Origin of the sequence: Novosphingobium sp. AAP93, from assembly GCF_001296055.1 — a bacterium.
Taxonomy (GTDB): domain Bacteria; phylum Pseudomonadota; class Alphaproteobacteria; order Sphingomonadales; family Sphingomonadaceae; genus Novosphingobium.
In genome coordinates this window covers 25,647-48,651 of sequence record NZ_LJHZ01000030.1, presented here as the reverse complement: position 1 = coordinate 48,651, position 23,005 = coordinate 25,647, and the positions used below count along the sequence as shown (strand labels likewise).

At 66.3% G+C, this 23,005-nt stretch carries 21 protein-coding genes, 1 tRNA gene and 1 other RNA gene; 13 read left to right on the top strand and 10 right to left on the bottom strand.

The genetic code is table 11. From position 1 onward, the window contains the following. Positions 1-97 precede the first annotated feature (97 nt). The 7 genes from IP83_RS07300 (at position 98) to IP83_RS07275 (ending at position 4,993) form a co-directional block, all read left to right on the top strand. Positions 98-337 (top strand): N-acetyltransferase, encoded by a 240-nt coding sequence (locus tag IP83_RS07300; protein WP_082364563.1) that lies wholly within the window; start codon positions 98-100, stop codon positions 335-337. Between the two features lie 119 nt (positions 338-456). Beyond that, entirely contained in the window at positions 457-1,266 is an 810-nt protein-coding gene (locus IP83_RS21115; RefSeq protein ID WP_369817004.1) for a Mov34/MPN/PAD-1 family protein, read from the top strand. A gap of 143 nt (positions 1,267-1,409) precedes the next feature. Beyond that, positions 1,410-2,066 (top strand): histidine phosphotransferase family protein, encoded by a 657-nt coding sequence (locus IP83_RS07290; RefSeq protein WP_054121547.1) that lies wholly within the window; start codon positions 1,410-1,412, stop codon positions 2,064-2,066. A 6-nt stretch (positions 2,067-2,072) separates the two neighbouring features. Further along, positions 2,073-2,777 (top strand): N-acetylmuramoyl-L-alanine amidase, encoded by a 705-nt coding sequence (locus tag IP83_RS07285; RefSeq protein ID WP_054121546.1) that lies wholly within the window; start codon positions 2,073-2,075, stop codon positions 2,775-2,777. A 7-nt stretch (positions 2,778-2,784) separates the two neighbouring features. After that, positions 2,785-3,201, top strand: an RNA gene (gene rnpB, locus IP83_RS07365) — RNase P RNA component class A. 58 nt (positions 3,202-3,259) lie between these two features. Further along, a complete protein-coding gene (locus IP83_RS07280) occupies positions 3,260-4,225 on the top strand; it encodes a cation diffusion facilitator family transporter (protein WP_054121545.1) in 966 nt (321 codons plus the stop codon). A gap of 66 nt (positions 4,226-4,291) precedes the next feature. Then, a complete protein-coding gene (locus IP83_RS07275) occupies positions 4,292-4,993 on the top strand; it encodes a superoxide dismutase (RefSeq protein ID WP_082364562.1) in 702 nt (233 codons plus the stop codon). 69 nt (positions 4,994-5,062) lie between these two features. On the opposite strand, the gene clpX is transcribed toward IP83_RS07275, so the two are convergent. Together clpX and clpP are read right to left on the bottom strand one after the other, a co-directional pair. Beyond that, positions 5,063-6,319, bottom strand: coding sequence for an ATP-dependent Clp protease ATP-binding subunit ClpX (clpX, locus tag IP83_RS07270; protein ID WP_054121544.1), 1,257 nt, complete (start codon positions 6,317-6,319; stop codon positions 5,063-5,065). Between the two features lie 147 nt (positions 6,320-6,466). Next, a complete protein-coding gene (gene clpP / locus IP83_RS07265) occupies positions 6,467-7,177 on the bottom strand; it encodes an ATP-dependent Clp endopeptidase proteolytic subunit ClpP (RefSeq protein ID WP_054121543.1) in 711 nt (236 codons plus the stop codon). Between the two features lie 193 nt (positions 7,178-7,370). Here clpP and IP83_RS07260 point away from each other — a divergent pair, with 193 nt between their 5' ends. Continuing rightward, positions 7,371-8,951: an amidase gene (locus IP83_RS07260; RefSeq protein WP_054121542.1), complete on the top strand. Its 1,581-nt coding sequence runs from the start codon at positions 7,371-7,373 to the stop codon at positions 8,949-8,951. On the opposite strand, the gene IP83_RS07255 is transcribed toward IP83_RS07260, so the two are convergent. From IP83_RS07255 to sppA, 4 genes are all read right to left on the bottom strand, one after another. Continuing rightward, on the bottom strand, positions 8,952-9,662 hold the full coding sequence (locus IP83_RS07255) for a hypothetical protein (RefSeq protein WP_156309616.1): 711 nt from the start codon (positions 9,660-9,662) through the stop codon (positions 8,952-8,954). It lies immediately after the preceding gene. Positions 9,663-9,938: 276 nt separating this feature from the next. Further along, positions 9,939-11,522 (bottom strand): trigger factor, encoded by a 1,584-nt coding sequence (gene tig, locus IP83_RS07250; protein ID WP_054121540.1) that lies wholly within the window; start codon positions 11,520-11,522, stop codon positions 9,939-9,941. Between the two features lie 115 nt (positions 11,523-11,637). Next, positions 11,638-11,722: transfer RNA gene (locus IP83_RS07245), tRNA-Leu, on the bottom strand. Between the two features lie 86 nt (positions 11,723-11,808). Then, the gene (gene sppA / locus IP83_RS07240) at positions 11,809-13,710 is read right to left on the bottom strand and encodes a signal peptide peptidase SppA (protein WP_054121539.1); all 1,902 of its coding nucleotides are present in this window, start codon (positions 13,708-13,710) and stop codon (positions 11,809-11,811) included. An 84-nt stretch (positions 13,711-13,794) separates the two neighbouring features. On the opposite strand from sppA, the gene IP83_RS07235 reads away from it, so the two are divergent. Continuing rightward, positions 13,795-14,823, top strand: coding sequence for an aspartate carbamoyltransferase catalytic subunit (locus tag IP83_RS07235; protein WP_054121538.1), 1,029 nt, complete (start codon positions 13,795-13,797; stop codon positions 14,821-14,823). Further along, positions 14,820-16,049: a dihydroorotase family protein gene (locus IP83_RS07230; protein WP_054121537.1), complete on the top strand. Its 1,230-nt coding sequence runs from the start codon at positions 14,820-14,822 to the stop codon at positions 16,047-16,049. Before IP83_RS07235 ends, IP83_RS07230 begins: the two co-directional genes overlap by 4 nt. A 63-nt stretch (positions 16,050-16,112) precedes the next feature. Here the strand turns inward: IP83_RS07230 and IP83_RS07225 are convergent, their stop codons facing one another. Genes IP83_RS07225 through IP83_RS07215 form a run of 3 tightly spaced genes read right to left on the bottom strand, consistent with a single transcriptional unit; the run spans position 16,113 to position 18,770 of the window. After that, positions 16,113-17,459, bottom strand: coding sequence for an SPOR domain-containing protein (locus IP83_RS07225; protein WP_054121536.1), 1,347 nt, complete (start codon positions 17,457-17,459; stop codon positions 16,113-16,115). Between the two features lie 28 nt (positions 17,460-17,487). After that, on the bottom strand, positions 17,488-18,024 hold the full coding sequence (locus IP83_RS07220; RefSeq protein WP_054121567.1) for a hypothetical protein: 537 nt from the start codon (positions 18,022-18,024) through the stop codon (positions 17,488-17,490). Positions 18,025-18,041: 17 nt separating this feature from the next. Further along, complete coding sequence (locus IP83_RS07215) at positions 18,042-18,770, bottom strand: ParA family protein (RefSeq protein ID WP_054121535.1); 729 nt, start codon at positions 18,768-18,770, stop codon at positions 18,042-18,044. Between the two features lie 294 nt (positions 18,771-19,064). Here IP83_RS07215 and IP83_RS07210 point away from each other — a divergent pair, with 294 nt between their 5' ends. Further along, positions 19,065-20,177 carry an SPOR domain-containing protein gene (locus IP83_RS07210; RefSeq protein ID WP_082364561.1) on the top strand — a complete coding sequence of 371 codons (1,113 nt, stop codon included), beginning with the start codon at positions 19,065-19,067 and terminating at the stop codon, positions 20,175-20,177. 6 nt (positions 20,178-20,183) lie between these two features. Next, entirely contained in the window at positions 20,184-21,422 is a 1,239-nt protein-coding gene (locus tag IP83_RS07205; RefSeq protein WP_054121534.1) for a DUF418 domain-containing protein, read from the top strand. Here the strand turns inward: IP83_RS07205 and IP83_RS07200 are convergent. Beyond that, a complete protein-coding gene (locus tag IP83_RS07200) occupies positions 21,364-22,050 on the bottom strand; it encodes a TIGR02281 family clan AA aspartic protease (protein ID WP_082364560.1) in 687 nt (228 codons plus the stop codon). The genes IP83_RS07205 and IP83_RS07200 overlap by 59 nt on opposite strands. 193 nt (positions 22,051-22,243) lie before the next feature. Here IP83_RS07200 and IP83_RS07195 point away from each other — a divergent pair, with 193 nt between their 5' ends. Then, entirely contained in the window at positions 22,244-22,981 is a 738-nt protein-coding gene (locus tag IP83_RS07195; RefSeq protein ID WP_082364559.1) for a L,D-transpeptidase family protein, read from the top strand. Positions 22,982-23,005: the final 24 nt, after the last annotated feature.

Below are 23,005 nucleotides of genomic sequence, written 5' to 3'. Positions count from 1 at the left end.
CCCTCCGACGTCGGGCAACGGCCCGGCGATGGTGATTAGATGACCCTCTGATGCGCGCTCCCCCGCTTGCGGGGAGCGGTTCCCGACCAGACCCGGCATCGCGGTCGATCCCGCGCGGCAGAATGAGGGGGTGGGCACCGCCCTCATCGCCGAACTGACCACACGGCTTGCCTCAGCAGGCAACCGGGTGCTGATCGTGGAGACGTCCAGCCTCGAGGGCTACACGGCGACGCAGGCGTTCTATGCCGCGCTCGGCTTCACCCGCGAAGCGCGCATCCGCGACTTCTACGAGGACGGTAACGACAAGATCGTCCTCTGGAAGCGGCTGGGCGGCTGATGGACAGGTAGCATCCTTCGATAGGCTCAGGACAAGCGGATGCTATCCCATCCCGGTTCCAACCAAAACCGCTCGTGCTGAGCTTGTCGAAGCACCATTCACAACGCTAGCCCAGCAGCATGGACTTTCACACCTACCTGCTGCGTTACGCCGATGGTTCATACTACGCCGGTCATACCGACAACCTCGAACAGCGCATCGGACAGCACCAGACCGGCGTGACCGCCGGCTATACTGCGCGCCGCCGGCCTGTGGTTTTGGTGTGGTGCGAACGTTTCGACAGCCGCGATGATGCTTTTGCAGCGGAGCGGAAGATCAAAGGCTGGAGCCGAGCCAAGAAGGAAGCACTGATTGCGGGAGATTGGGCATTGGTTTCAGAGCTTGCCCGTAATCGGCAAGGTGGCGCCACCATCCTTCGACAAGCTCAGGATGAGCGGGGTGGGGATGTATCCTTGGGGGAAGAAAGATCCGCTCTTGATGAGGTCATCCTGAGCTTGTCAAAGGGCGAACAGTCGAACAAAACTTCAGCGCCAGTGCAAACCACCCTATCACCACAAGCCCACAGCGCGATCCTGCATGCCGCCGTGCAGGCCCATCCAGAAGAAGCCTGCGGCCTGCTGTTCGGCACTGCCAGCCACATCATCGCCGCCGAGCCCACCGCCAACGTGCACCCGGAACCCGCCCGCCATTTCGAGATCGATCCTGCCGCGCTGATCGCCGCCCACAAGGCCGCGCGCGACGGTGGACCAGAGCTGATCGGCTACTTCCATTCGCACCCCAATGGCCTTGCCTGCCCCTCCGCGACCGATGCCGCCATGGCTTCCGGCGATGGCCGCATCTGGGCAATTGCGGCAGCGGGAGATGTCAGCCTGTGGCGCGATGCCCCATCCGGGTTCGAAGCGCTTTCCTACCGCATCAAGGAGGGTTAAGGCTGGTAAGTGATGTCACGCCTGCTCCATCCCTCCGTGCTTCGTGATGGCTTCCAGACGGCTCTGACCGGGACCTCGCGCATTTCGCTCAGGACTGTGTCAACCGTGTCAACCTCTTCAGCGAAAAGGCCTGAATTCTGAACATGACCCCCGATTCGCTCGAACTCGCCAGCCTGCTCTGCTCGCGGCTGTGCCATGACATGCTCTCCCCCGTCGGCGCACTTACCAATGGTCTTGAACTCCTCGCCGACGAGAAGGACCCCGAGATGCGCCAGAAGTGCTTCGAACTGCTGGAGCAAAGCGCGCGCATCTCGGCGGACAAGCTGCGCTTCTTCCGCCTCGCCTTCGGCGCGGCGGGCGGCTTTGGCGACATGGTGCCACTCGCCGAAGCGCGCCAGCTGATCGACGCGCTGGTCGGCAACAACGGGCGCATCCAGGCCAACTGGGCGCTTGCCGGTGACAGCCTGCCCAAGCCCGCGGTCAAGACCCTGCTCAACCTCGCGCTCATCGGGATCGAGGCGCTGGTGCGCGGCGGCACGCTCGATATCGCGGCGGAACTGCGCACGGATGGCGCCAGGCCCAGCAGCGAGATCGTGATCCGCGCGACCGGCGCCCGCGTGGTGTTCGATCGCACTATCGGCCTCGCGCTCGAAGGCCAATTGCCGGCGGAGGAACTCTCCAGCCGCACCGCGCCCGCCGCCATGCTGCGCGGACTGGTAGATATGCTCGGCGGCACGCTCCAGTACCACGCCGCGCCCGAAGCCCTTGTCATGGGGGCCATGCTGCCCGTCGCAGCCTGATCGCCAATGAACCGCTGGCTGGTCCACCGCGAGGTCCCCTCGCCCAACTGGAACGAGCGCAAATTGCCCGTTTCCATGGTGGTCCTGCATTACACCGGCATGCGCACGGCGGACGAAGCGCTGGAGCGGCTGTGCGATCCGGCGGCGGAAGTCTCGGCGCACTACATGATCGACGAGGACGGCACCGTCATCCGCCTCGTCGCCGAAGAGAAGCGCGCCTGGCATGCCGGCCGCTCATCATGGCGCGGGATCACCGACGTGAACTCGGCGAGCATCGGCATCGAGCTCGTCAATCCCGGCCACGAATTCGGCTATCGCCCGTTTCCCGAAGCGCAGATGGAAGCGCTGATCCCGCTCCTCGCCGATATCGTGAAGCGGCACGACATCCCCCGCGCCAACGTGGTCGGCCACTCCGATGTGGCCCCGGCGCGCAAGGAGGATCCGGGCGAGCTGTTCCCGTGGGATCTGCTTGCCCGCTACCGGTTGGCCCTCGCCAAGCCCAAGCTTGCCATCCAGTTGGTGTTCGACAACCCCGGCGCCTTCTACCTCGCGCTCGAACGCTTCGGATATGACATCACCGATCCCAGCGCCGCCGTCCGCGCCTTCCAGCGCCGCTGGCGCCCCTCGCGCATCGATGGCGAGGTGGATGGCCAGATCGGTGCGCTGCTGTTCGAGCTGCTGTTGGAACGCGACGTCGGGCGTGCTAGATAACCTCTCGCCAGGGGGCCGGGCAGCCGCGTGATCGCAAGATCCCGAGGAAAGTCCGGGCTCCACGAAACAAAGGTGGCGGGTAACGCCCGCCGGCCCCGGACTCGATCCGGGGTCAGGGAAAGTGCCACAGAGAGCAGACCGCTAACCCCGGATCCAGGTCCGGGGCAGCAAGGGTGAAAGGGTGCGGCAAGAGCGCACCGCGCGACTGGCAACAGGAGCGGCATGGCAAACCCCACCCGGAGCAAGACCGAATAGGGACTGCGCGCCCCAAAAGGGCAGGCCTGTTTCGGGCCGGCAGTCCGGGTTGGTCGCTTGAGCGCGCCCGGCAACGGGCCGCCTAGAGGAATGGCTGCCGGCGGGGATACGGTCGACTTGTGCGATACCGTCCGCGCCACAGAACCCGGCTTACAGGCCCCCTGGCAAGTACCTGTATGTGATCAAACCGTTTTCCTACCGCGGCGTGAACCGCTAGGAAGCGGCGCATGTCCGGCGCGCACCATCATCATCATGACCATGATCACGGGCACGGGCGTGGCCACGGACACCACCATCACGCTCCCCCAAGCTTCGGCCGCGCCTTTGCCATCGGGATTGCGCTCAACACCGCCTTCGTGGCGGTCGAGGCGGTCTACGGTGTGCTAGCGGGCTCGATGGCGCTCGTTGCCGATGCGGGGCACAACCTTTCCGATGTGCTCAGCCTCGCCGTCGCCTGGGCCGCCAGCGTCCTCGCGACGCGCCCGCCCTCGGCACGCTTTACCTACGGCTACAAGTCGAGCTCGATCCTCGCCGCGCTGTTCAATGCCGCACTGCTGATGATCGCGCTCGGGGCGATTCTGGTCGAGACGATCCACCGCCTGATCGCACCGCAACCAGTCGCTGCCGGGCCAGTCATGGTCGTCGCCGCCATCGGCATCGCAATCAACACCGCCACCGCGCTGCTGTTCCTGCGCGGGCGCGAACACGACATCAACATCCGCGGCGCCTATCTGCACATGGCCTCGGATGCTGCGGTGTCCGCCGGTGTGGTGGCCGCTGGCGCGCTGATTTCGGTAACCGGCGCGTGGTGGATCGATCCCGTCACCAGCCTTGTCATCGTCGGCGTGATCGCCTGGGGCACGTGGGGCCTTGCCAAGGATTCGCTGAAGATGGGCCTTCACGGCGTGCCCGCCTCGGTCGATGGCCATGCGGTCGAGCATCATCTCGAAGCCCTGCCCGGCGTCAGCGCCGTCCACGATCTTCACATCTGGCCGATGAGCACGACCGAAACCGCGATGACCGCGCATCTCGTGATGCCCGCAGGCCACCCGGGCGACGCCTTTCTGACCAGCCTCGCCCATACGCTGGAACATGACTTCGGCATCTGCCACGCAACCGTGCAGATCGAGACGACCGACCACGCCGGGCATGCCTGCGCCCCGGCCTGCCAGCCGCGCACCAAGGTGGCTTAGGAGGCCGCTGGACAAGCCAGCGCGGACCGATACTCTCCTGTCCACGCCCTTGGAAGGAGCCTCCCCATGTCCTTAGATCGCCGCACCGCCCTGACCGCCGCTCTCACCGCCGCTGCCGCCAGCGCGCTTCCTGCCGCGGCCCAGACGACCGCCGCTGCCCCCTCAGGCCCGGTCTTCGCGCCTACTCCGGCCCCGCTGCCGTTCGATCCAGCCACGATCCCCGGCCTGTCCGCCAAGCTTCTCACCAGCCACCACGACAACAACTATGTCAGCGCGGTAAAACGCATCGGCGCCATCAAGGGCGAACTCGCTAAGCTCGACATGGCGACCGTGCCCGGCTTCATGCTCAACGGCCTGAAGCGCGAGGAACTCATCGCGTGGAATTCGATGATCCTCCACGAAGTCTACTTCTCGTGCCTCGGAACCGGCGGCAAGCCCGGCGCCAAGCTCGGTGCGGCGATCGAACGCGACTTCGGCAGCTTCACGCGCTGGGCGGCAGAGTTTTCCGCCATGGGCAAGGCGCTCGGCGGCGGCTCGGGCTGGGTCCTCCTGCAATGGTCCCCGCACGACGGCCGCCTCACCAACCAGTGGGCGAGCGACCACACCCAGACACTGGCAGGCGGCGTGCCGATCCTCGCCATGGACATGTACGAACACGCCTACGCCATGGACTACGGCGCGAAAGCGGCGGCCTATGTCGATACCTTCATGGCTGCCGCGACGTGGGGCGCGGCGGATGCGAGGTTTGCGAAGGTTGCCGCATCCTAGATCCAAAAGCAGATCCCCCGCTGGCTTTCACCAGCGGGGGATCAAGATCCAGTTAGCTGGCGCGGCTGATTAGGCCGCTTCTTCCTTGCCCTTGTGCACCTGGACCGGCTCCTTGCGGCCATCGACCACATCGCGGTCGACCACCACTTCGGTCACGCCTTCCAGCGTCGGCAGGTCGAACATCGTATCGAGCAGCAAGCCTTCGACGATCGAGCGCAGACCGCGCGCGCCGGTCTTGCGTTCGATGGCCTTCTTGGCGATCGCCTCGAGTGCCTCGTCGGTGAAGGTCAGCTGCACGTCCTCAAGGTCGAACAGCTTCTGGTACTGCTTGATCAGCGCGTTCTTGGGCTCGCGCAGGATCTTGACCAGCGCCTCGATGTCGAGGTCGTTGAGCGTTGCGATAACCGGCAGGCGGCCGACGAATTCGGGGATCAGGCCGAACTTGAGAAGGTCCTCCGGCTCCGCCTTCTGGAGCAGTTCGCCCACCTTGCGCTTGTCCGGATCGGCGACATGCGCGCCGAAGCCGATCGACCGCTTCTGCAGGCGGTCGGAGATGATCTTTTCGAGACCCGCAAAGGCGCCGCCGCAGATGAACAGGATGTTGGTCGTATCCACCTGCAGGAACTCCTGCTGCGGATGCTTGCGCCCGCCCTGCGGCGGCACGGAGGCGGTCGTACCTTCCATCAGCTTGAGCAGCGCCTGCTGCACGCCTTCGCCGGACACGTCGCGCGTGATCGAGGGATTCTCGGCCTTGCGGCTGATCTTGTCGATCTCGTCGATGTAGACGATGCCGTGCTGCGCCTTCTCGACATTGTAGTCGCTGGCCTGCAGCAGCTTGAGAATGATGTTCTCGACGTCCTCGCCCACATAGCCTGCTTCGGTCAGCGTCGTCGCGTCGGCCATGGTGAAGGGCACGTCGAAGGTCTTGGCCAGCGTCTGCGCCAGCAGCGTCTTGCCCGAACCGGTCGGCCCGACGAGCAGGATGTTCGACTTCGACAGCTCGACATCGCCACCCTTGCCGCTGTGCTTGAGGCGCTTGTAGTGGTTGTGCACCGCGACCGAGAGCACGCGCTTGGCGCGGTCCTGTCCGATCACATAGTCGTTCAGCGTGACGAAGATGTCGCGCGGGGTGGGGACGCCGCCATCCTTCTTTCCGGCAAGACCGGCCTTGGTCTCCTCGCGGATGATGTCGTTGCACAGCTCGACGCATTCATCGCAGATGAACACGGTGGGGCCGGCGATGAGCTTGCGCACTTCGTGCTGCGACTTGCCGCAGAAACTGCAGTACAGCGTGCTCTTGGTATCCGATCCGGAAAGCTTGGTCATTCCTGTATCCCAGACGCCCCTCCACGAGGGGCGGGCCCGATTATCCTACTACCCGGAGGGCATTAATCAACCGGACACGAAAATAGCGAACAATCCCTGATCCAGCATCCTGTCATTATTATGCAAAATACTGGAATCAGGCCTTAATCATGCAGAGGGCGCACCGCCCGAACCATCCTCGACTCCGATCTGGTCGGACGCCGGCCGCGATTCGTACACCTTGTCGACGAGTCCGAACTTCAGCGCTTCGTCGGCTTCGAGGAACGTGTCGCGATCCATCGCCTTTTCGATCTCTTCGAGTGAACGACCCGTGAACTTCACGTAGAGGTCGTTCATCCGCGCCTTCATGCGCAGGATTTCGCGCGCCTGGATCTCGATATCCGAGGCCATGCCGCGCGCGCCGCCCGAGGGCTGGTGGACCATGATGCGCGCGTTGGGAAGCGCGATGCGCATGCCCGGCTCACCCGCTGCCAGCAGGAAGCTGCCCATCGAGGCGGCCTGGCCGATGCACACGGTCGAAACGCGCGGGCGGATGTACTGCATGGTGTCGTAGATCGCGAGGCCCGCCGTCACCACGCCGCCCGGCGAGTTGATGTACATCGCGATGTCCTTCGAGGGGTTCTCGCTTTCAAGGAACAGCAGCTGCGCCACGATCAGCGAGGCCATGTTGTCCTCGATCTCGCCCGTCACGAAAACGATGCGTTCGCGCAGCAGGCGCGAGAAGATATCGAAGCTGCGTTCGCCGCGGCTGGTCTGCTCGACCACCACTGGCACGAGCGCCCCGGTGATGGGATCCTGGGTGAAACGTCCCTGATTGCCGTAAACCGATGCGCCGTGGGCGCCGTAAAGATCGAGCATGGAGTCCTCTTTGCTAAGCCGTGCCTATGTCGCGTGCCACGGCGGGATGTTCAAGGGCGTTAACCGCGCATCCGCGCTATCAGCCATGAAAAGTGGTGCAAGATCGGCAAAATCGGCCAGCAATGTCCTTCGAGTCCATTGCGCCGGCGCATCGTTGGCACCAGATGCCTCGCAAAACAGCAAAGGGTGTTCGATGTCCAGACTTGCCGCCGCGACCATCTCTGCCGTCCTGCTCGCCGCCGCCGCCACTCCCGGAGAAGCGAAAACCTACGCACAGCACAGCCTTGTCACCTACCTTGCCCGGATCAAGGCGATCGAAAATGCGAGGCACAAGCGTGCAACCGAAACCCACGCGCCGCACAGCGTTGCCGCCTACCTTGCCCGCATCAAGGCGATCGACAAGGCAGGGCCGAAGATCAATGCCGTGATCGCGCTCAATCCGGATGCCGCCAAGGCCGAGGCAGCGGCCAAAACAGTGACCGGACCGCTCGCCGGCAAGGTCATCCTCGTCAAGGATAACATCGAGACCGCCGACCGGATGCCGACGACGGCCGGCAGCCTGCTCCTCAAGGACAACTACGCGGGCCGCGATGCACCCTTCATGGTGGGCCTGCGCGCGGCGGGCGTGGTCGTGCTGGGCAAGACCAACCTCTCCGAATGGGCCAACATGCGCTCCGGCCAGTCCTCCAGCGGGTGGAGCGCGGTCGGCGGACAGACGCGCAACCCCCATGCGCTTGATCGCTCGCCCTGCGGCTCCTCTTCCGGCAGCGGCGCGGCGATTGCGGCGGGACTGGCGTGGGGCGCCATCGGCAGCGAGACCGATGGTTCGATCACCTGCCCGGCCTCGGTGAATGGCATCGTCGGGTTCAAGCCCACGGTCGGCATGATCACACGCACCCATGTCGTGCCGATCAGCCACAGCCAGGATACCGTCGGCCCGATGACCACCAGCGTGCGCGATGCGGCGCTGATGCTTACCGCGATGGCGGGCAGCGATCCGGCGGATCCCGCCACCGCCGAAGCCAATGCGCACAAGACCGACTTTGCCGCCGGCCTTGCCACCTCCAGCCTCAAGGGTGTGCGGCTCGGCGTCCTGCGCAAGGCGGTGGGGAGCAACCCCAAGGTGATCGCGCTGTTCGACAAGGCGCTGGCCGACCTCAAGGCGGCGGGCGCCGAGCTGGTCGATATCGATTACACGCCGCCTGAAGAAATGGGCCGCGATGAATACACTGTGCTGCTCTACGAGTTGCGCACCGATCTCGCGGCCTACCTTCAGTCGGTGCCCGCCACTTCCTTCAAGGATACGCCGCCGGCCCGGACACTGGCGGATGTCATCGACTTCAACAAGGCGCAACCCAAGGAGCTCCGCTGGTTCGGGCAGAACGAATTCGAGGAAGCCGAAGCAACGACCGACACGGCCGCCTACAAGAAGGCGCGCGAGAATTCGCTGCGGCTGGCCGGGGTGGAAGGCATCGACAAGCTGCTGGCGGACAATCGTGTCTCGTTCCTCGTCGCCCCGACCGCCCCGCCCGCGTGGGCGATCGATCTGGTGACAGGCGACCATTCGATCGACGTCGGCATGGGCAGCCTTGCCGCGATCGCGGGTTATCCGCACCTCTCCGTGCCGATGGGGGCCGTCGAAGGCCTGCCGATGGGGCTTTCGTTCATGGGCACCAAGTGGGACGACAAGCGCGTGCTGGAAGCCGGAGCCGCCTATGAACGCGCACGGACGGTGCCTGTGCCCAAACCCTCGCTGAAGCGCTGGGGGGAGTAATCACCCCCGGTTCCGGCGCAGCATATCGAGCGCTTCAAGCTCGCGCTGCAGGTTGACCTGCTGTGCCTCGGCCCGGCGCAGGGCCGCTTGCTCCTCGCGGGTCTTGTGGCGGAGGGCCGACCAGCGGGCGAGCCGCCTTCCGGAATCGCGCAAGAAGAAAGCGATCATGTCGACCAGCCCCTGCCGCCGCGCCGGGACCAGCGCGCGGGCGCGGGGCAAGGGTGCGTCGGCAAGCGCGATGGCGGGTTCTGGCTCTGGTTCCGGCTGTGGTGCGACCCGGGGCTCGGCAGGTTCAATTTGTTCATCGGGAAGCGGCTCAGGTGCTGGAAGCTGCAGCGCCGTCTGGGGCACCTCCACCGCCTCTACCAGCGGTTCAGGTCGAACCGGCAGGGTCAGCCCAGGTGGTGCAATGACTTGGGCCGGGGGGCTGTAGGTCCCCAGAACAACCTTCGCTGCCGGGATAGCCGGGAGCTGTTCAGGCCTGACCGCCTTGCGAGGTTTACCGCGCGCCTTGCCCTTTTTCGCGGCGGCCTTTGCGCGCCGAGGTTTTTCGATCACCGCGCAATCGGCCGGTTCCAGAACCTGCGCCTCCCGCGCTGCCGCCAGCTTCGCAGCGGCCTTGCGGGCCTTCTTGCCCTTGGCGTTGCGGCGCTTCGGTGGGCGCTGCTCAATCAGGCCGCTTTCGTCGGGCACGACCAGCGGGATTGCCATCGAGCCGCGCAGAACAGGCACCGGTTCGTGGCGCTTGGCGGCGGGGGCTGGCAGTTTGGAAACGCATGCTGAAGGCACTGCGACCGGGGGCCGCGAAGCGAGGCGATTGCGAACGGTATGCATCGGGGGTCCCTCCCAGGAGCCGATCCTGCCCGAATCTCTCATGCGCCGATTCGTAGGGTCAATTGCGGGCGATTACGGATGCCGCGCGCATACCAAAAGGGGCGCCCCGTTGCCGGAGCGCCCCTTTGATTTTTCAATGTCTTGCGGCGAAAATCAGGCGTCAGCGGCCTTCTTCTTGGGCGCGGCCTTCTTCTTCGGAGCAGCAGCTTCCTCGGCAGAAGCGGCTTCTTCGGCCGGAGCCTCGGCAGCCTTCTTCTTGGCCGGGGCCTTCTTCTTCGGAGCAGCCGCTTCTTCAGCCGGAGCCGCTTCCTCAGCCGGAGCTTCCTCTGCAGCCTCAGCCTTTGGGGCCTTCTTGGCCGCCTTCTTCGGCGCCGCCTTGGCAGGCGCGGCTTCAGCCGGCTTGCCGCTCTCGTCGGCTTCGATCACCGCCTGCAGTTCCTCGCGGGTCACGCTGCGCTCGGTGACTTCGGCCTTGTCGAACAGGAAGTCGACGACCTTGTCCTCATAGAGCGGCGCGCGCAGCTGGGCGGCGGCGAGCGCGTCCGAGCGGATGTAGTCGATGAAGCGCTGGCGGTCCTGCTCGCGGTACTGCTGCGCGGCCTGGCGCATCAACATTTCCATTTCCTGCGCGGTCACGACGACGCCGTTGGCCTGGCCGATTTCCGAGAGGAGCAGACCGAGGCGGACGCGGCGCTCGGCGATCTTGCGGTAATCGTCCTTCTCGCCCTCGATCTCGGCGAGCGCGGCGGCGGGATCTGCTTCCTTGGCTGCTTCGGTGGTCAGCTGCTGCCAGATCTGCTCGAACTCGGCATCGACCATCGACAGCGGCACGGCAAAGTCATGGCCGGCGGCGAGCTGATCAAGCAGCGAGCGCTTCATCGCCGTGCGGGTGAGGCCTCCGTTTTCCTGCTCGATCTGGCCCTTGATCAGGCCGCGCAGCTGCTCGATGCTCTCAAGGCCGAGCGACTTGGCGAACTCGTCGTCCGCAGTGAATTCCGCAGCCTGCTTGACCGCCTTGACGGTGCAGGCAAACTGGGCGTCCTTGCCGGCAAGGTTTTCAGCGGGATAGTCGGCGGGGAACGTCACGTTGATCGTGCGCTCGTCACCCACCTTCACACCGACGAGCTGTTCCTCGAAGCCGGGGATGAAGCGGCCGGAGCCCAGCTCGAGCGGCTGGTCTTCGGCCGTGCCGCCATCGAAGGCGACGCCGTCGATCGAACCGGCGAAATCGATGATCAGCTGGTCGCCATCAGCGGCAACAGTGCCTTCCGGCGCATCGTTGAAGCGCTTCTGGCCCTGCGCGATGCGGCCGACCGCTTCGTCGATCTCTTCGTCGCTCACCTCGACGATCAGGCGCTCGAGCTTGAGGCCGTCGATGGCGGGGGCGGTGATTTCGGGCAGGACTTCCAGCGCCACGGTCAGCTCGGCGTCCTTGCCTTCCGCATAGCCCTCGGCGAGCGAGACGTCGGGCTGCGTCGCGGGGCGCAGGCCCTTCTCGGCGACGAGCTTGTCCATCGCGTTGCGGATCGAGGTTTCCAGCGCCTGCTGGTGTAGTGCCGGACCATGCATCTTGCGCACGAGGTTCGCGGGCACCTTGCCGGGGCGGAAGCCGGGCATGCGGACCTGCGGGGTGATCTTCTTGACCTCACCCTCGACAAGCGCGGCAATATCGTTCGCGGCGATGGTCAGGGCGTAGGCGCGCTTCAGGCCCTCGTTGCTGGTTTCGACGATCTGCATCTGTGATCCAACCTTCTTGTACGACCCCACGCAATCCATGGAGCGTCATAAACTGTTCAGGCCCCGCCGATCCGAAAATGGCGAGGCCACACTGCCGGCTCAAGCGGGACGGTTCTGGTGCGGGCGAAGGGACTCGAACCCCCACATCTTGCGATACTGGAACCTAAATCCAGCGCGTCTACCAGTTCCGCCACGCCCGCATCCGGCGAAAAACGAGCGCCGCCCCTATCGCAGCGCCGGGCAAAGGGCAAGTGTTGCCGATGGGGTATGTCGCGGTCGCCTGTCCCTATCCGGCAAGCCGCGCCAGCAGAGTCAGCCAGGTGCTTTGCGGTGCTGCTGGAGTAGCCGCCGGTGATGGCGCAAGGCCAGCGCATTCAAGGCAATAAACCTGAGCGCCCTCGCCCCCCAGCAGGCGCGACAGATCGCCCATCAGCTGCTGCGCCAAAGCGCCCTGCCGCTGCGCCGCGAGCGCTGCGAAATCGGTGCCAAGGCCTTTCCCGCCAAGCACATGCGCCTCACCGGCATCGCTTTGGCTGTCCGCAATCTTGGCCAGCAGCGCACTGAACGGATCGGCGTCCCCGCCCAGATAGACCGGATGCCAGCTCTGCGCGCCCGCCGCCTTCGCCGCCCACGCGAGCGCAGCGTCGATTCCACCGAACTCGTCGACGAGCCCCAGTTGCCGTGCCGTGCCGCCGTCCCAGATGCGCCCTTGCGCGATCTTGTCGATCTCCGCCGGGCTCTTGTGCCGCGAGGCCGCCACGAGGCCGAGGAAACGCGCATAGCCCGAGTCGATCTGCTGCTGGATCAGCGCCTCCGCCGTGGGCGAAAAGCCGCCGAACACATCAGGCTCACCCGAAAGCGGCGTCGTCTTCACGCCGTCGGTGCCCACACCGATCTTGCCGAGCGCTTCCTCGAAGCTGGGGATGATCGCGAAGATGCCGATCGAACCGGTTATTGTGGCTGGTTCGGCGAAGATGTGGTCTGCTGGGGTCGAGACCCAGTAGCCGCCGCTAGCCGCAAGTCCCGCCATCGAAACCACGACCGGGATCTTCTTGGCCTTCATCCGCGCGATGGCAGCGCGGATGCGCTCCGCCCCCGTCACCGAGCCGCCGGGCGAATCGACCCTGACCACGAGCGCCGAATAGTCCCCGCTGGCCGAAGCCTTGTCGACGAGATCAGCAATGCGGTCGCCGCCCGCCCTGCCCGGTCCGGCATCGCCGTCGACGATCTCGCCGGCCACCGTAACCACCGCGATCGCCTTGCCATCCGTCGAAGGCGCGCGGTCAGCGAGATAGGTATCGAGCGAGGTGCCCTTGAAATCGCCTTCGCCGCCGGCAGGGTCCTTGCCGACAATCTCGGCGACGCGCTTGCCGAACGCGATCTTGTCACCCACGCGGTCGACCAGCCCCGCCGCGACCGCCGCCTTCGCCGCATCGCCGCCCGAAGCCGCGATCCACTTGACTGGATCGCCCGTCACCAGCGCGAGGTCCGCCTTGGGCCGCGCCTTCTTCACGTCCGCCTGCCAGGCATCCCACAGCGCGGCATAGACCGCCTTCAGCGCTTCCTTCGATTCCGGCGAAGCGTCTTCTCGCGTGAACGGCTCCACCGCGCTCTTGTAGGTGCCCACCTTGAACACGTGCGCCTTGATCTTGAGCCGGTCGAGCAGCGCTTTGAAGTAGAGGCTGGTGCCTCCCGGGCCTGCGACCACCGCGCCGCCCAGCGGATCGACCCAGGCCTCGCTGGCATGGGCCGCGATCTGCACGCCGTCGTCGGTGTAGAGCCCGCCACGGACCAGCACCGGTTTCTTCGCGGCGCGCACCTTGTCCATCGCCGCGCCGACATTGGTCATTGCCACCTGGCTGCCACCGCCGAAGCTTTCGAGATCGAGCACGACGGCCTTGATGCGGTCATCACCCGCCGCCGCTTCCAGCGCGTGGACAATATCTCGCTCCTGCAGGGACTTCGTCTGCGCGCCGCCGGACAGCAGCTGCGAGGGCCGCAGCTTCGCGCGCTCCTCCACCACCGGCCCATTGAGCGCGATGTAGAGCGCGCCCGTTTGCACCGAGCCCGGCGTTGGCCTTAGCGTGAGCAAGCCATAAAGCCCGGCGAAGAACAGCAGGAGCAGGAGCAGCACGAGGCCGTCCTTGATGGCGACGAGGATCTTCCAGACCGAGCGGGCGAATTTCATGGGGGATATCTAGGTCTCGCGAGGGACGGATACCAGCCGAAACACTTGAGTGCCCTAATGAGGTGCCATAGGGGGTGGTCTTCGATGACGGAATCGAACTTTCCAGCCCAGAGCCGGTACCCCGAAGGCGGCCTCGCCTTCCCGCACCGCGATCTCACCGGCATTTCGCACCTCGCGCGGCACGAGATCCTCTACCTGCTCGACGAGGCGGAGCAGTGGCTCGCGCTCAATCGCCAGCGCCACAAGCGGGCCGAAGTGCTCTCGGGCCTCACCATCATCAACGCCTTCTTCGAGAATTCGACCCGCACGCTGCTGTCGTTCGAGATTGCGGGCAAGCGCCTCGGCGCGGACGTCGTCAACATGCATGCCGCCACCAGCAGCGTGAAGAAGGGCGAGACGCTGATCGATACCGCGATGACGCTGAATGCGATGCGCGCTGATGCCATCGTCATCCGCCACGCGAGTTCGGGCGCGGTGCAACTGATAGCCGACAAGGTCGATTGCCCGGTGCTCAACGCGGGCGACGGCAGCCATGAGCACCCGACGCAGGCACTGCTCGATGCGCTCACCATCCGTCATGCGCTGGGCCTTGCGCCGGGGAGCGACCTCAATGGACTCAAGGTGACGATCTGCGGCGATATCCTGCACAGCCGCGTCGCCCGTTCGAACATTCTCTCGCTGACCGCGCTGGGCGCCGACGTCACCGTCTGCGCGCCGCCCGCGCTGATGCCCGCGGAGATCGAGGCGATGGGCGTGACGCCCAGCCATGATTTCGACGCGGCGTTGCAAGGCGCCGACGTGGTGATGATGCTGCGGCTCCAGCTGGAGCGCATGTCGGGCCAGTTCATCCCCTCCCCCCGCGAATACCGCCATCTTTACGGTCTGACGCTGGAACGCTTCGGCAAGCTGCCGCCGAGCGTGTTCGTCATGCATCCGGGGCCGATGAACCGGGGGATCGAGATCGACAGCCAGGTTGCCGACCACCCCACGCGGAGCCTGATCACACGGCAGGTGGAAAGCGGCGTCGCGATCCGCATGGCCTGCCTCGACGTGCTGACCCGCCGCGCCAGAGGTGTTCCCGGCTGGGCCGCTGCAGAAGGAGCTGCGGCATGACCCCCCGTCCGCTCACCATCACCGGCGGCAGGCTGGTTCTCCCCACTGGCGCACCGCAGCCGGGCGCTGTGCGGGTCGCTGATGGCCGCATCGTCGCGCTCGGGGAAATCAGCGCCGAACCCGGCGACGACGTGCTCGATGCCAAGGGCGCGCTGATCACGCCGGGTCTCGTCGACCTCGGCGTCTTCGCCATCGACAAGCCCGCGTTCCACTTCGGCGGGATCACCCGCGCCGCACTGATGCCCGATCAGGGCCCGCCGCTCGATCACCCCGCACGCGTCCGCTTCGCCGCGCAATCAGGCAAGCCCGACATGTGGGTCCACCCGCTCGGCGCCGCGACGCGCGGCCTCGAAGGCGTCGAACTCGCCGAGATTGCGCTGATGCGCGATGCGGGCGCCAAGGCCGTCGCGACCGGCCGCCGCTGGATCGCCGATTCGGGCGTGATGCTGCGCCTGATGAGCTACTGCGCGATGCTGGGCCTCGTGCTCGTCACGCATGCCGAGGATGCCGGGATTGCAGGGACTGCCGTTGCAACCGCCGGAGAAATGGCGACCCGACTGGGCTTGCCTGCCGCGCCTGCCGAAGCAGAATCGCTCGCCGTTGCCCGCGATCTCGCGCTCGCCGAACTCACCGGCTGCCGCCTGCATTTCCGGCAAGTCACGACCACTGCCGCGCTTGATCTGGTGCGCGCAGCCAAGGCACGGGGGGTGAAAGTGACCGCAGGGGTCACGCCCGCACATTTCATGCTGTCCGATCTCGAACTGGCGAATTTCCGCACGTTCTGTCGCCTCTCGCCCCCGCTGCGCAGCGATGCGGACCGGCAGGCGGTGATCTCCGCCATTGCCGACGGCACGATCGACGTCATCGCCTCGGGCCACGATCCGCGCGGCGCGGAAGACAAGCGCCTGCCTTTCGCCGATGCCGAACCCGGCATGGCTGGCGCCGAAACGCTGCTGCCACTCACGCTCACGCTCGTCCGGGATGGCCACATCGACATGGCGCGCACCTTCGCGCTGCTCGCGGGCAATCCCGCCGCGCTGCTCGGCGTCAAGGCCGGCAAGCTCGAAGCAGGTCTCGAAGCCGATCTCGCGCTGGTCGAGCCCGAGCGGCCGTGGATCGTCGACCGCAGCAAGATGGCGGCCACCGCCGGCAACACTCCGTTCGACCGCCGTCCGGTCGAAGGGCGCGTCACCGCGCTGTTCAAGGGCGGAAATCGCGTCGCCTGAAACAAAACCGGCCCGCGTCCCCTTGCTGGGAGCGGGCCGGCCTTGATCATGAAACGCTGAGGTTCAGCGCTGCGCCATCCGCGTCGTGGCCGGTCGGCCCTGCGGGGTCACCATCGCCGGATCGGCCATCACGAGGCACACACCGCCCTTGGCCTTGACCGACTGGCACATCTGCCGGGCCGAAGCGAAGCCGTTGAAGCCGACAGCCTGGACGCGCCAGAACTGCCGGCCGTTCACGGTGACCAGCGTCGTCTGGCTGTGATAGCCGGCCAAGCTGCGATTGCGGGTGGTGAAGTGTTTCCATGCCCGCTGTGCGCCTTCGGCCGAGGAGAATGAACCGAGCTGGACGACATGGCTGCCGTGCGCCGGAGCAACAGCCGGCGCCGATGCGTGGAGGGTGCGGGCACCGCGGACAGGCTGGACCACCGGCTGCGAGACCACTTGCTGGACGGGCGCGGGCGCGGCTGCCGAGGGTGCGACGTCGATCGCCGCAATCTTGGCTTCGGTCGGCGCGCTCGACGCATCCGCCACGGCGGGGGCGGCACTATCGGCCTGCGGCGCAGGCATGGCGGTCGCAGCGGCCTTGGCGAGTTCAGCACCGTCACCATTCGCGGCCTTGTCGGTTGCGGCCATGGCCACAGCCTCTTCGGCGAGCTGTTGCGGCGCCGGGAAGTTGGCCAGCGCCAGCGCGGTCGGCTGACCGCCTTCGGCGGTGGCCGGAGCGCCGAGCAGCGTGGCGACGCGGCGGCGGGTGTCTTCCGGTCGCGCCATGAACGCCCAGGTTTGCAGACGTTCGGCAAGCTTGTCCGCCGGCACATCCTGCTGGGCCATGAGTTTGGCTTCGCTCCAGCTGCCATCAAGCGCATAGGCATAAGCAAGGTTCTGGCGCACCTTGGGCGTGTTTTCGCCGGCACGCAGTGCTTCGGTCAGCGTGGCGATGCCCGTCTGGGTCTGCCCGGCCATCGCCATGGCAAGGCCGTAGTCCGCAGCCGGAATGCTGTCGCGATAGGTGTTGAGCGTATCGACGGCTTCGTTGCCGCGACCCAGCGCCACATCGGCCAGCGCAAGGCTCAGTGCGGCCTTGCCGCTGTCTTCACCAAGCTGCATCGCTTCGTCAAAGGCCTGACGCGCGGCTTCGAACCGCCCCGCGCGCAGATAGGCCGAGCCCAGCAGCGTACGATAGGAAGCGTTGCGCGGATCGGCGAGCACGGCCTGTTCGGCCAGCGCGATCGCTTTCTCCAGGCTGCCCTTGCCCAGCGCGGTCTCGGCGCCGGAGGCAAACTTGGCATGGGTAGGCCCGGCTGCAGCGCAACCGGAGAGAAGACCAGCCGCCAAGGCGGTGGTCACGCAGATCCGGGCGAGCCTCAAAGTGGCCTTCCGGTCGGTCTTGCTGTCATGGGCGATGGTCATGGCGTGATGTCCCGGTTGGTATGCGGCTTCAGGAGCGGAGGGCGCGGCGGGCAAGGTCGTCGAGACCCGGCTTGGCTTCGAGGAAACGGTCGAGGGCTTCGACCACGAGTTGCTGGGCACTGCGATTGTCGAGCGTGCAAGCAAGGCGCAGGCGAAGATGGCGGGCTGCATCGAGACGCAGCGTGAAAGCGGCCTTGCGCCCTTCCTTGAGCGCAGTGCCACGCTCGCGGCGGTTGGCGGACGCGGCAGCCGCCGGAACGCTCAGCACATCGGCAAGGGATTCGATCCGCCGCAGCACTTCGGGCTGCGAAGGCTCGGGCAGCGGGTCAGCGGCGATCGGGACCACCGCGGCGGCGGGGGCGAGGTCTTCGCCGTGATCGTTCCAGCCGAGATCGTCCGCATCGAACGCAGGTGCTTCGGCAGTGGCAACCGCGTCGCCGAAGCCCATCCACTGCCGATCCTGTGCAGTCAGCGGCAGAAGTTGGGGGCGCATCGCCGGGCGTGCCGCGCCCTTGCGGGCGAGCAGGCTCGGGCTCAGCGAGGCGAAAGGCTTGGGTTCGCTCATGCTGGCGCGTCCTTCGCTCACGAGCCGATCACGCGGCGGCCGAAACCACCGGCGGGACGGGCGGCGCCGGGCATGGCGGAGATGGGGTGGCCGGGCTGCGGGACCGCGAACACGGTGCGGCGGAAGTTCTTCTCGAGCCGCTCGGAGACATAAGTCCACAGCTGCGCGACTTCTGCCGCCGACTTGCTCGATGGATCGACTTCCATGACGGTGCGGCCATCGATCATCGAGGCGGCGAAATCGGTGCGGTGGTGCAACGTGATCGGCGCAACGGTGCCGTGCTGGGAGAGCGCGACGGCGGCTTCCGAGGTGATGCGCGCCTTGGGCGTCGCTGCGTTGACGACGAAGATCAGCGGCTTGCCCGCGCGTTCGCACAGATCGACGGTGGCACCCACGGCGCGCAGGTCATGCGGGCTGGGGCGAGTCGGCACGACGATCAGTTCGGCGACCGAGATCACTGACTGGATCGCCATGGTGATGGCAGGCGGCGTATCGATCACCGCAAGCTTGAAGCCTTGCTGGCGCAGCACGGCAAGATCGCTGGCAAGGCGGGCAACGGTGGTCTGGGCAAATGCGGGGTACTCCGCCTCGCGCTCGTTCCACCAATCGGACAGCGAACCTTGCGGATCAATGTCGATCAGAACGACCGGACCAGCCCCTGCGCGCTGCGCCTGGACGGCAAGGTGACCGGACAAGGTGGTCTTGCCAGACCCTCCCTTCTGCGATGCCAAAGCCAGTACGCGCAAAGTAACCCCCCTATGGGCAAAACGAAAAGACAGCTTGGTCTCTTGGTGGGGGATCGCAGAAGACCCTCAAATTTTGGTTAACATCGGCGTCTCGGGAGCAGGTGATTCTGCGCAAGCGGCCGCTTGAAGGAGTTTCAACCCGCTGTCTTTTCAGTATTAACCATTTGCGCTAACAACTCGGAATAAGAATGCGCACCTGTGCGATGCGTAGTTGCCCTTGCACACCGCAGTGCAGCACGGCATCGTTAACTCTGCTTTTCAGGCACTTTTGCATTTGGGGAGATTCGACCGGACATGCGCGGATTTGCTCTCCTTGCAGCAGCGATGCTGGGCTGTTCGGGCCTCGCGGCTGCAGTTTCGGCGCAGGAACCGCCCCGCACACTGCCCGCACCGCCCGATGCTGCAACCGCTGCTGCGGTGCGTGCCGGCGTGGATGCGTGGTCGGCCGGGAACTATGAAGCGGCGGTGAAGGCGTGGCAGGCACCTGCCGCCAAGGGCGATGCGGACGCGCTGTTCAACCTCGGCCAAGCCTACAAGCTGGGGCGGGGCGTGGACAAGGACCTCGCCAAGGCTGAAGGCTATTACGGCAAGGCCGCAAGGCTCGGGCACATCTCGGCCTCCGACAACTACGGCATCCTGCTGTTCCAGACCAACCGCCAGCAAGCCGCGATGCCCTGGCTGCAGTCCGCCGCTGACCGGGGCGAGCCGCGCGCGATGTATGTGCTGGGCATTGCCTCCTACAATGGTGACTACGCGCCCAAGGACTGGGTCCGCGCCTATGCGCTGATCACCCGCGCCGCCGCCGCCGGCCTGCCGCAGGCGACCGGCAGCCTTGCCACGATGAACCAGACGATCCCGCTGGCGCAGCGCCAGATGGGCGTCAGTCTCGCCAACGAACTCGACCAGAAGGCCGCCGAGGCGCGCGGACGGGAACTTGCGGCGGCAGACCTCGGCAGCAATGTGCCTGCCACACCGGCATCAAAGGCTCCCCCTGGCGCCATCGAGACGGTCGATCTGCCGCCTTCGACGCCTGCGGAGCCGGTGGCTTCCTATCTGCCCCCGCCGATGGAACCTGCTCCCCAGCCGAAGCCGGCGCCACCGAAGCCCGCCCCGGCCAAACCTGCACCGCCGAAGCCGGCTCCGGTCAGGGTTGCGGCGCCAGCTCCGGCCCCGATGTCCAGCAGCGGCACCTACCGCATCCAGCTCGGAGCCTTCGGAGTGAAGACCAATGCCGATGCGCTGTGGACGCGGGTGCGCGGACGACCCGAACTTTCCGGCCATGCGCGACAGGATATTCCCGGCACGGTGACCCGCCTGCTCGCCACCGGCTACTCGCAGGATGGCGCCAATCGGGCTTGTGCGGCGCTCAAGGCCGGAGGTCTTGCATGCCTCGTGGTGGCGCCCTGACGCCCAATGCCGGAAAGGATCGGCGCGCTTGATTTCGTGCGCGGGGTTGCCGTGCTCGGCATCCTCGCGATCAACGTGACCGGTTTGTGGGGACCGCTGCTCGCCACGTTCAGCCCGGCGATGCCCAGCCTCGAACCCGGCGGCGCAGTCTGGTTCGCCGCTGCCTATGTCCTGTTCGAAGGCAAGATGCGCGGCCTGTTCACGCTGCTGTTCGGGGCGAGCATGATGCTGTTTGCCGATGCGGCCGAGCGGCGCGGGTCCAATCCCGACCTCATGCAGGTCCGCCGTCTGCTGCTGCTCATGGCCTTCGGCTATGCGCATTTCGCGCTGCTGTGGTGGGGCGATATCCTGCTGCCCTACGCCGTATGCGGCATGCTCGCCTTCAGCCTGCGCCGCCTCGCGCCAGAGCCGCTGGCAGCCGCCGCATTGCTGCTTTTCCTTGCGAGCCATGGCCTGGAGATGGTTGGCGATCTGGCCTCCATCGCGGCGGAGAACCGCGTGCTTGCGGGCCACGGCGCGCCCGCCGAAGTGGCCGATCAGGCCGCGATGATGGGCCGCATCGCCGCCTCGATCACGGCGGACATGCAAGTCCTCCACGCTTCCTTCCTCGACGCCGTCCGCATCCGCCTGACGACTGCACCCGCCCTCCCCCTCGCCAATCTCGGCGCGACGTTCTTCGAGACCTTTCCGCTGATGCTGCTGGGCATGGCGCTACTCCGGCTCGGCCTGTTCACCGGCGAATGGGAGGGCGGCAGTCTGCGCCGCATGGCCCTGTTCGGGATCGGCATGGGCGGCTCGATCAGCGCGGCGCTCATCGGCTGGGCAGCCACACGGGGGTTCCCGCCCGCGATGATGTTCGCGCTGATGGGGTCGCTCGCCGCGATCCCGCACCTTGCGATGACGCTGGGTTATCTCGCTGTCCTGCTCCTGCTGTACCCGCGCCTGAAAGATACCCCTGTCGGCCAGCGCCTCGTCGCGGCGGGCCGCTGCGCCTTCACCAACTACCTCGGCACCACCTTCGTGATGTGCGCACTCTTTGCTGGTTGGGGCCTCGGCCTCGGCGGTGTGCTGCCCCGCGGCACCTTGCCGGTGGTGGTTCTTGGCGGTTGGGCGCTGATGCTGGCCTGGCCGCAGTGGTGGCTGGCGCGCTTCGGGCAGGGGCCGCTGGAAGCCCTATGGCGCAAGCTTACCTGGCTGGGGGTTCCCCGCTCGCCGACGATTCCACCTGCGGACGGTGCGGTGTAAGGATCAGCACGCCGTCCTCCACACGCCAACCCTTGAGCCGGGTCAGGACGTTCATGCCGATCACGTTCGGCCCGCCCTCGCCCGGCATCACGATGGCATCGAGATCGCGCGCCACCACCGAGCCGAACCGCAGTTCGTCGATGCGCGCCGGAGCGGCCGGGACCGTACCATTCGCGGTCTCGACCACGGCATCCGGGCGCAACCGGTCCGGCTCGACTCCTGCCGCCTCGGCCACATCGCCCGAGAGCGCCGTCACGGTCGCGCCGGTATCGACCATCAGCCGCAGCGGCACACCATTGAGCTTCGCCTTGATCCAGTAGTGCCCGTCAGCGCTGAGCGGAATGCGCGTCTCCCCGCCCGATACGGTCTGCGCCGGAGCACCCACGCTGTGCAGCACCGCATCGAAGCTGGGGTCCATCCGCACGAAGCGCATGACCGCGAGCGCGAAGACGGCCAGCATGAGCAAGTTGCCCGCAAACCGCACCGCGCCGCCGATCCGCACCCCGCGCGAAGCCACGGCCCCGCCGACCGCCACCAGCAGCAGCGCCGCGCAAGTGGCGGCAAACAGCGGCGAAAGATGCCCCAGCCAGGGCGCTTCACGTTCCAGCCAGGTGTAGATCTGCGTCATGCTGCAAATCCTAGCCGAGCGAACCTTGCTGCACCATTGCGCCAATTGCGGAGGCCCGGATCGAACCCCGCTTAACCATGCCCGTTAAGCCCCGAAACACCCGCCGTCCCTAGGCGGGACGGCCTTGCAATGAGGCTCGCGCGGGCTCGCGTTTACGCTATTTTGCAACGCGAAAGGAGCGCGCAGATTCGTCATGTCCGGCCTGAAGTCCCCCCTCGATCTCGTCCGCTCCCGCTGGGTCAGCGCGCCGCTGGGTTTCGTGGCCATGTCGCTCGCCTCGCTGCTCGCGTTCAATGTCGGCAAGGATGTCGCGCAAGTCCTGTTCGGCGGTTCACAGGCCGAAGCCCATGTCGCTGCTGTCCCTGCCACCAAGCCGCTCGCCAAGCCGATCACGCTCACCCCCGCCTCAGCGCCGGTGAACAGCGCGTTTGTGGTCAAGTCGATCCTCAAGATCGATGAGCCGATCAAGTTCGGCCAGTATTTCTGGGACGAAAGCGCTGCAACCGCCGGGCCCATCGTCGTGACGGTCGATCTCGAGGCCCGCACGATCTCGGTCTTCCGCGACGGGCACGAGATCGGCGCCGCCGCCATCCTCAAAGGCTATGGTAGCAAGCCCACCCCCACAGGCGTGTTCCCGATCAGCGAGAAAGACGCCGACCACGTCTCCAACATCTACGACGCGCCGATGCCGTACATGCTGCGCCTCACCAACGACGGCGTCTCGATCCACGGCAGCAAGGTCGAGCGCGGCTATGCCACCAATGGCTGCATCGGCGTGCCCGACGGCTTCGCCAAGCGCCTGTTCGGCGTCGCCAGCCTTGGCGACAAGGTGATCATCACCGATGGCAAGCGCCTCGGCGTCGGCCAGCCGATCATCGAGAACGCGGCGCCTGCGCCGACGGGCCAGACCGTCCTCGCGCGGCAGGATTGATATAGATCGTTTTTCGCCTGTCCT

Bases quoted from the DNA above. Each gene is read 5' to 3' on its own strand.
- sppA (WP_054121539.1), bottom strand. From the start codon at position 13,710: ATGAAATTCGCCCGCTCGGTCTGGAAGATCCTCGTCGCCATCAAGGAC.
- IP83_RS07285 (WP_054121546.1), top strand. From the start codon at position 2,073: ATGAACCGCTGGCTGGTCCACCGCGAGGTCCCCTCGCCCAACTGGAAC.
- IP83_RS07200 (WP_082364560.1), bottom strand. From the start codon at position 22,050: ATGACGCAGATCTACACCTGGCTGGAACGTGAAGCGCCCTGGCTGGGG.
- IP83_RS07290 (WP_054121547.1), top strand. From the start codon at position 1,410: ATGACCCCCGATTCGCTCGAACTCGCCAGCCTGCTCTGCTCGCGGCTG.
- IP83_RS07210 (WP_082364561.1), top strand. From the start codon at position 19,065: ATGCGCGGATTTGCTCTCCTTGCAGCAGCGATGCTGGGCTGTTCGGGC.
- IP83_RS07275 (WP_082364562.1), top strand. From the start codon at position 4,292: ATGTCCTTAGATCGCCGCACCGCCCTGACCGCCGCTCTCACCGCCGCT.
- IP83_RS07230 (WP_054121537.1), top strand. From the start codon at position 14,820: ATGACCCCCCGTCCGCTCACCATCACCGGCGGCAGGCTGGTTCTCCCC.
- clpX (WP_054121544.1), bottom strand. From the start codon at position 6,319: ATGACCAAGCTTTCCGGATCGGATACCAAGAGCACGCTGTACTGCAGT.
- IP83_RS07205 (WP_054121534.1), top strand. From the start codon at position 20,184: ATGCCGGAAAGGATCGGCGCGCTTGATTTCGTGCGCGGGGTTGCCGTG.
- IP83_RS07220 (WP_054121567.1), bottom strand. From the start codon at position 18,024: ATGAGCGAACCCAAGCCTTTCGCCTCGCTGAGCCCGAGCCTGCTCGCC.
- IP83_RS21115 (WP_369817004.1), top strand. From the start codon at position 457: ATGGACTTTCACACCTACCTGCTGCGTTACGCCGATGGTTCATACTAC.
- IP83_RS07280 (WP_054121545.1), top strand. From the start codon at position 3,260: ATGTCCGGCGCGCACCATCATCATCATGACCATGATCACGGGCACGGG.
- tig (WP_054121540.1), bottom strand. From the start codon at position 11,522: ATGCAGATCGTCGAAACCAGCAACGAGGGCCTGAAGCGCGCCTACGCC.
- IP83_RS07225 (WP_054121536.1), bottom strand. From the start codon at position 17,459: ATGACCATCGCCCATGACAGCAAGACCGACCGGAAGGCCACTTTGAGG.
- IP83_RS07255 (WP_156309616.1), bottom strand. From the start codon at position 9,662: ATGGCAATCCCGCTGGTCGTGCCCGACGAAAGCGGCCTGATTGAGCAG.
- clpP (WP_054121543.1), bottom strand. From the start codon at position 7,177: ATGCTCGATCTTTACGGCGCCCACGGCGCATCGGTTTACGGCAATCAG.
- IP83_RS07235 (WP_054121538.1), top strand. From the start codon at position 13,795: ATGACGGAATCGAACTTTCCAGCCCAGAGCCGGTACCCCGAAGGCGGC.
- IP83_RS07260 (WP_054121542.1), top strand. From the start codon at position 7,371: ATGTCCAGACTTGCCGCCGCGACCATCTCTGCCGTCCTGCTCGCCGCC.
- IP83_RS07195 (WP_082364559.1), top strand. From the start codon at position 22,244: ATGTCCGGCCTGAAGTCCCCCCTCGATCTCGTCCGCTCCCGCTGGGTC.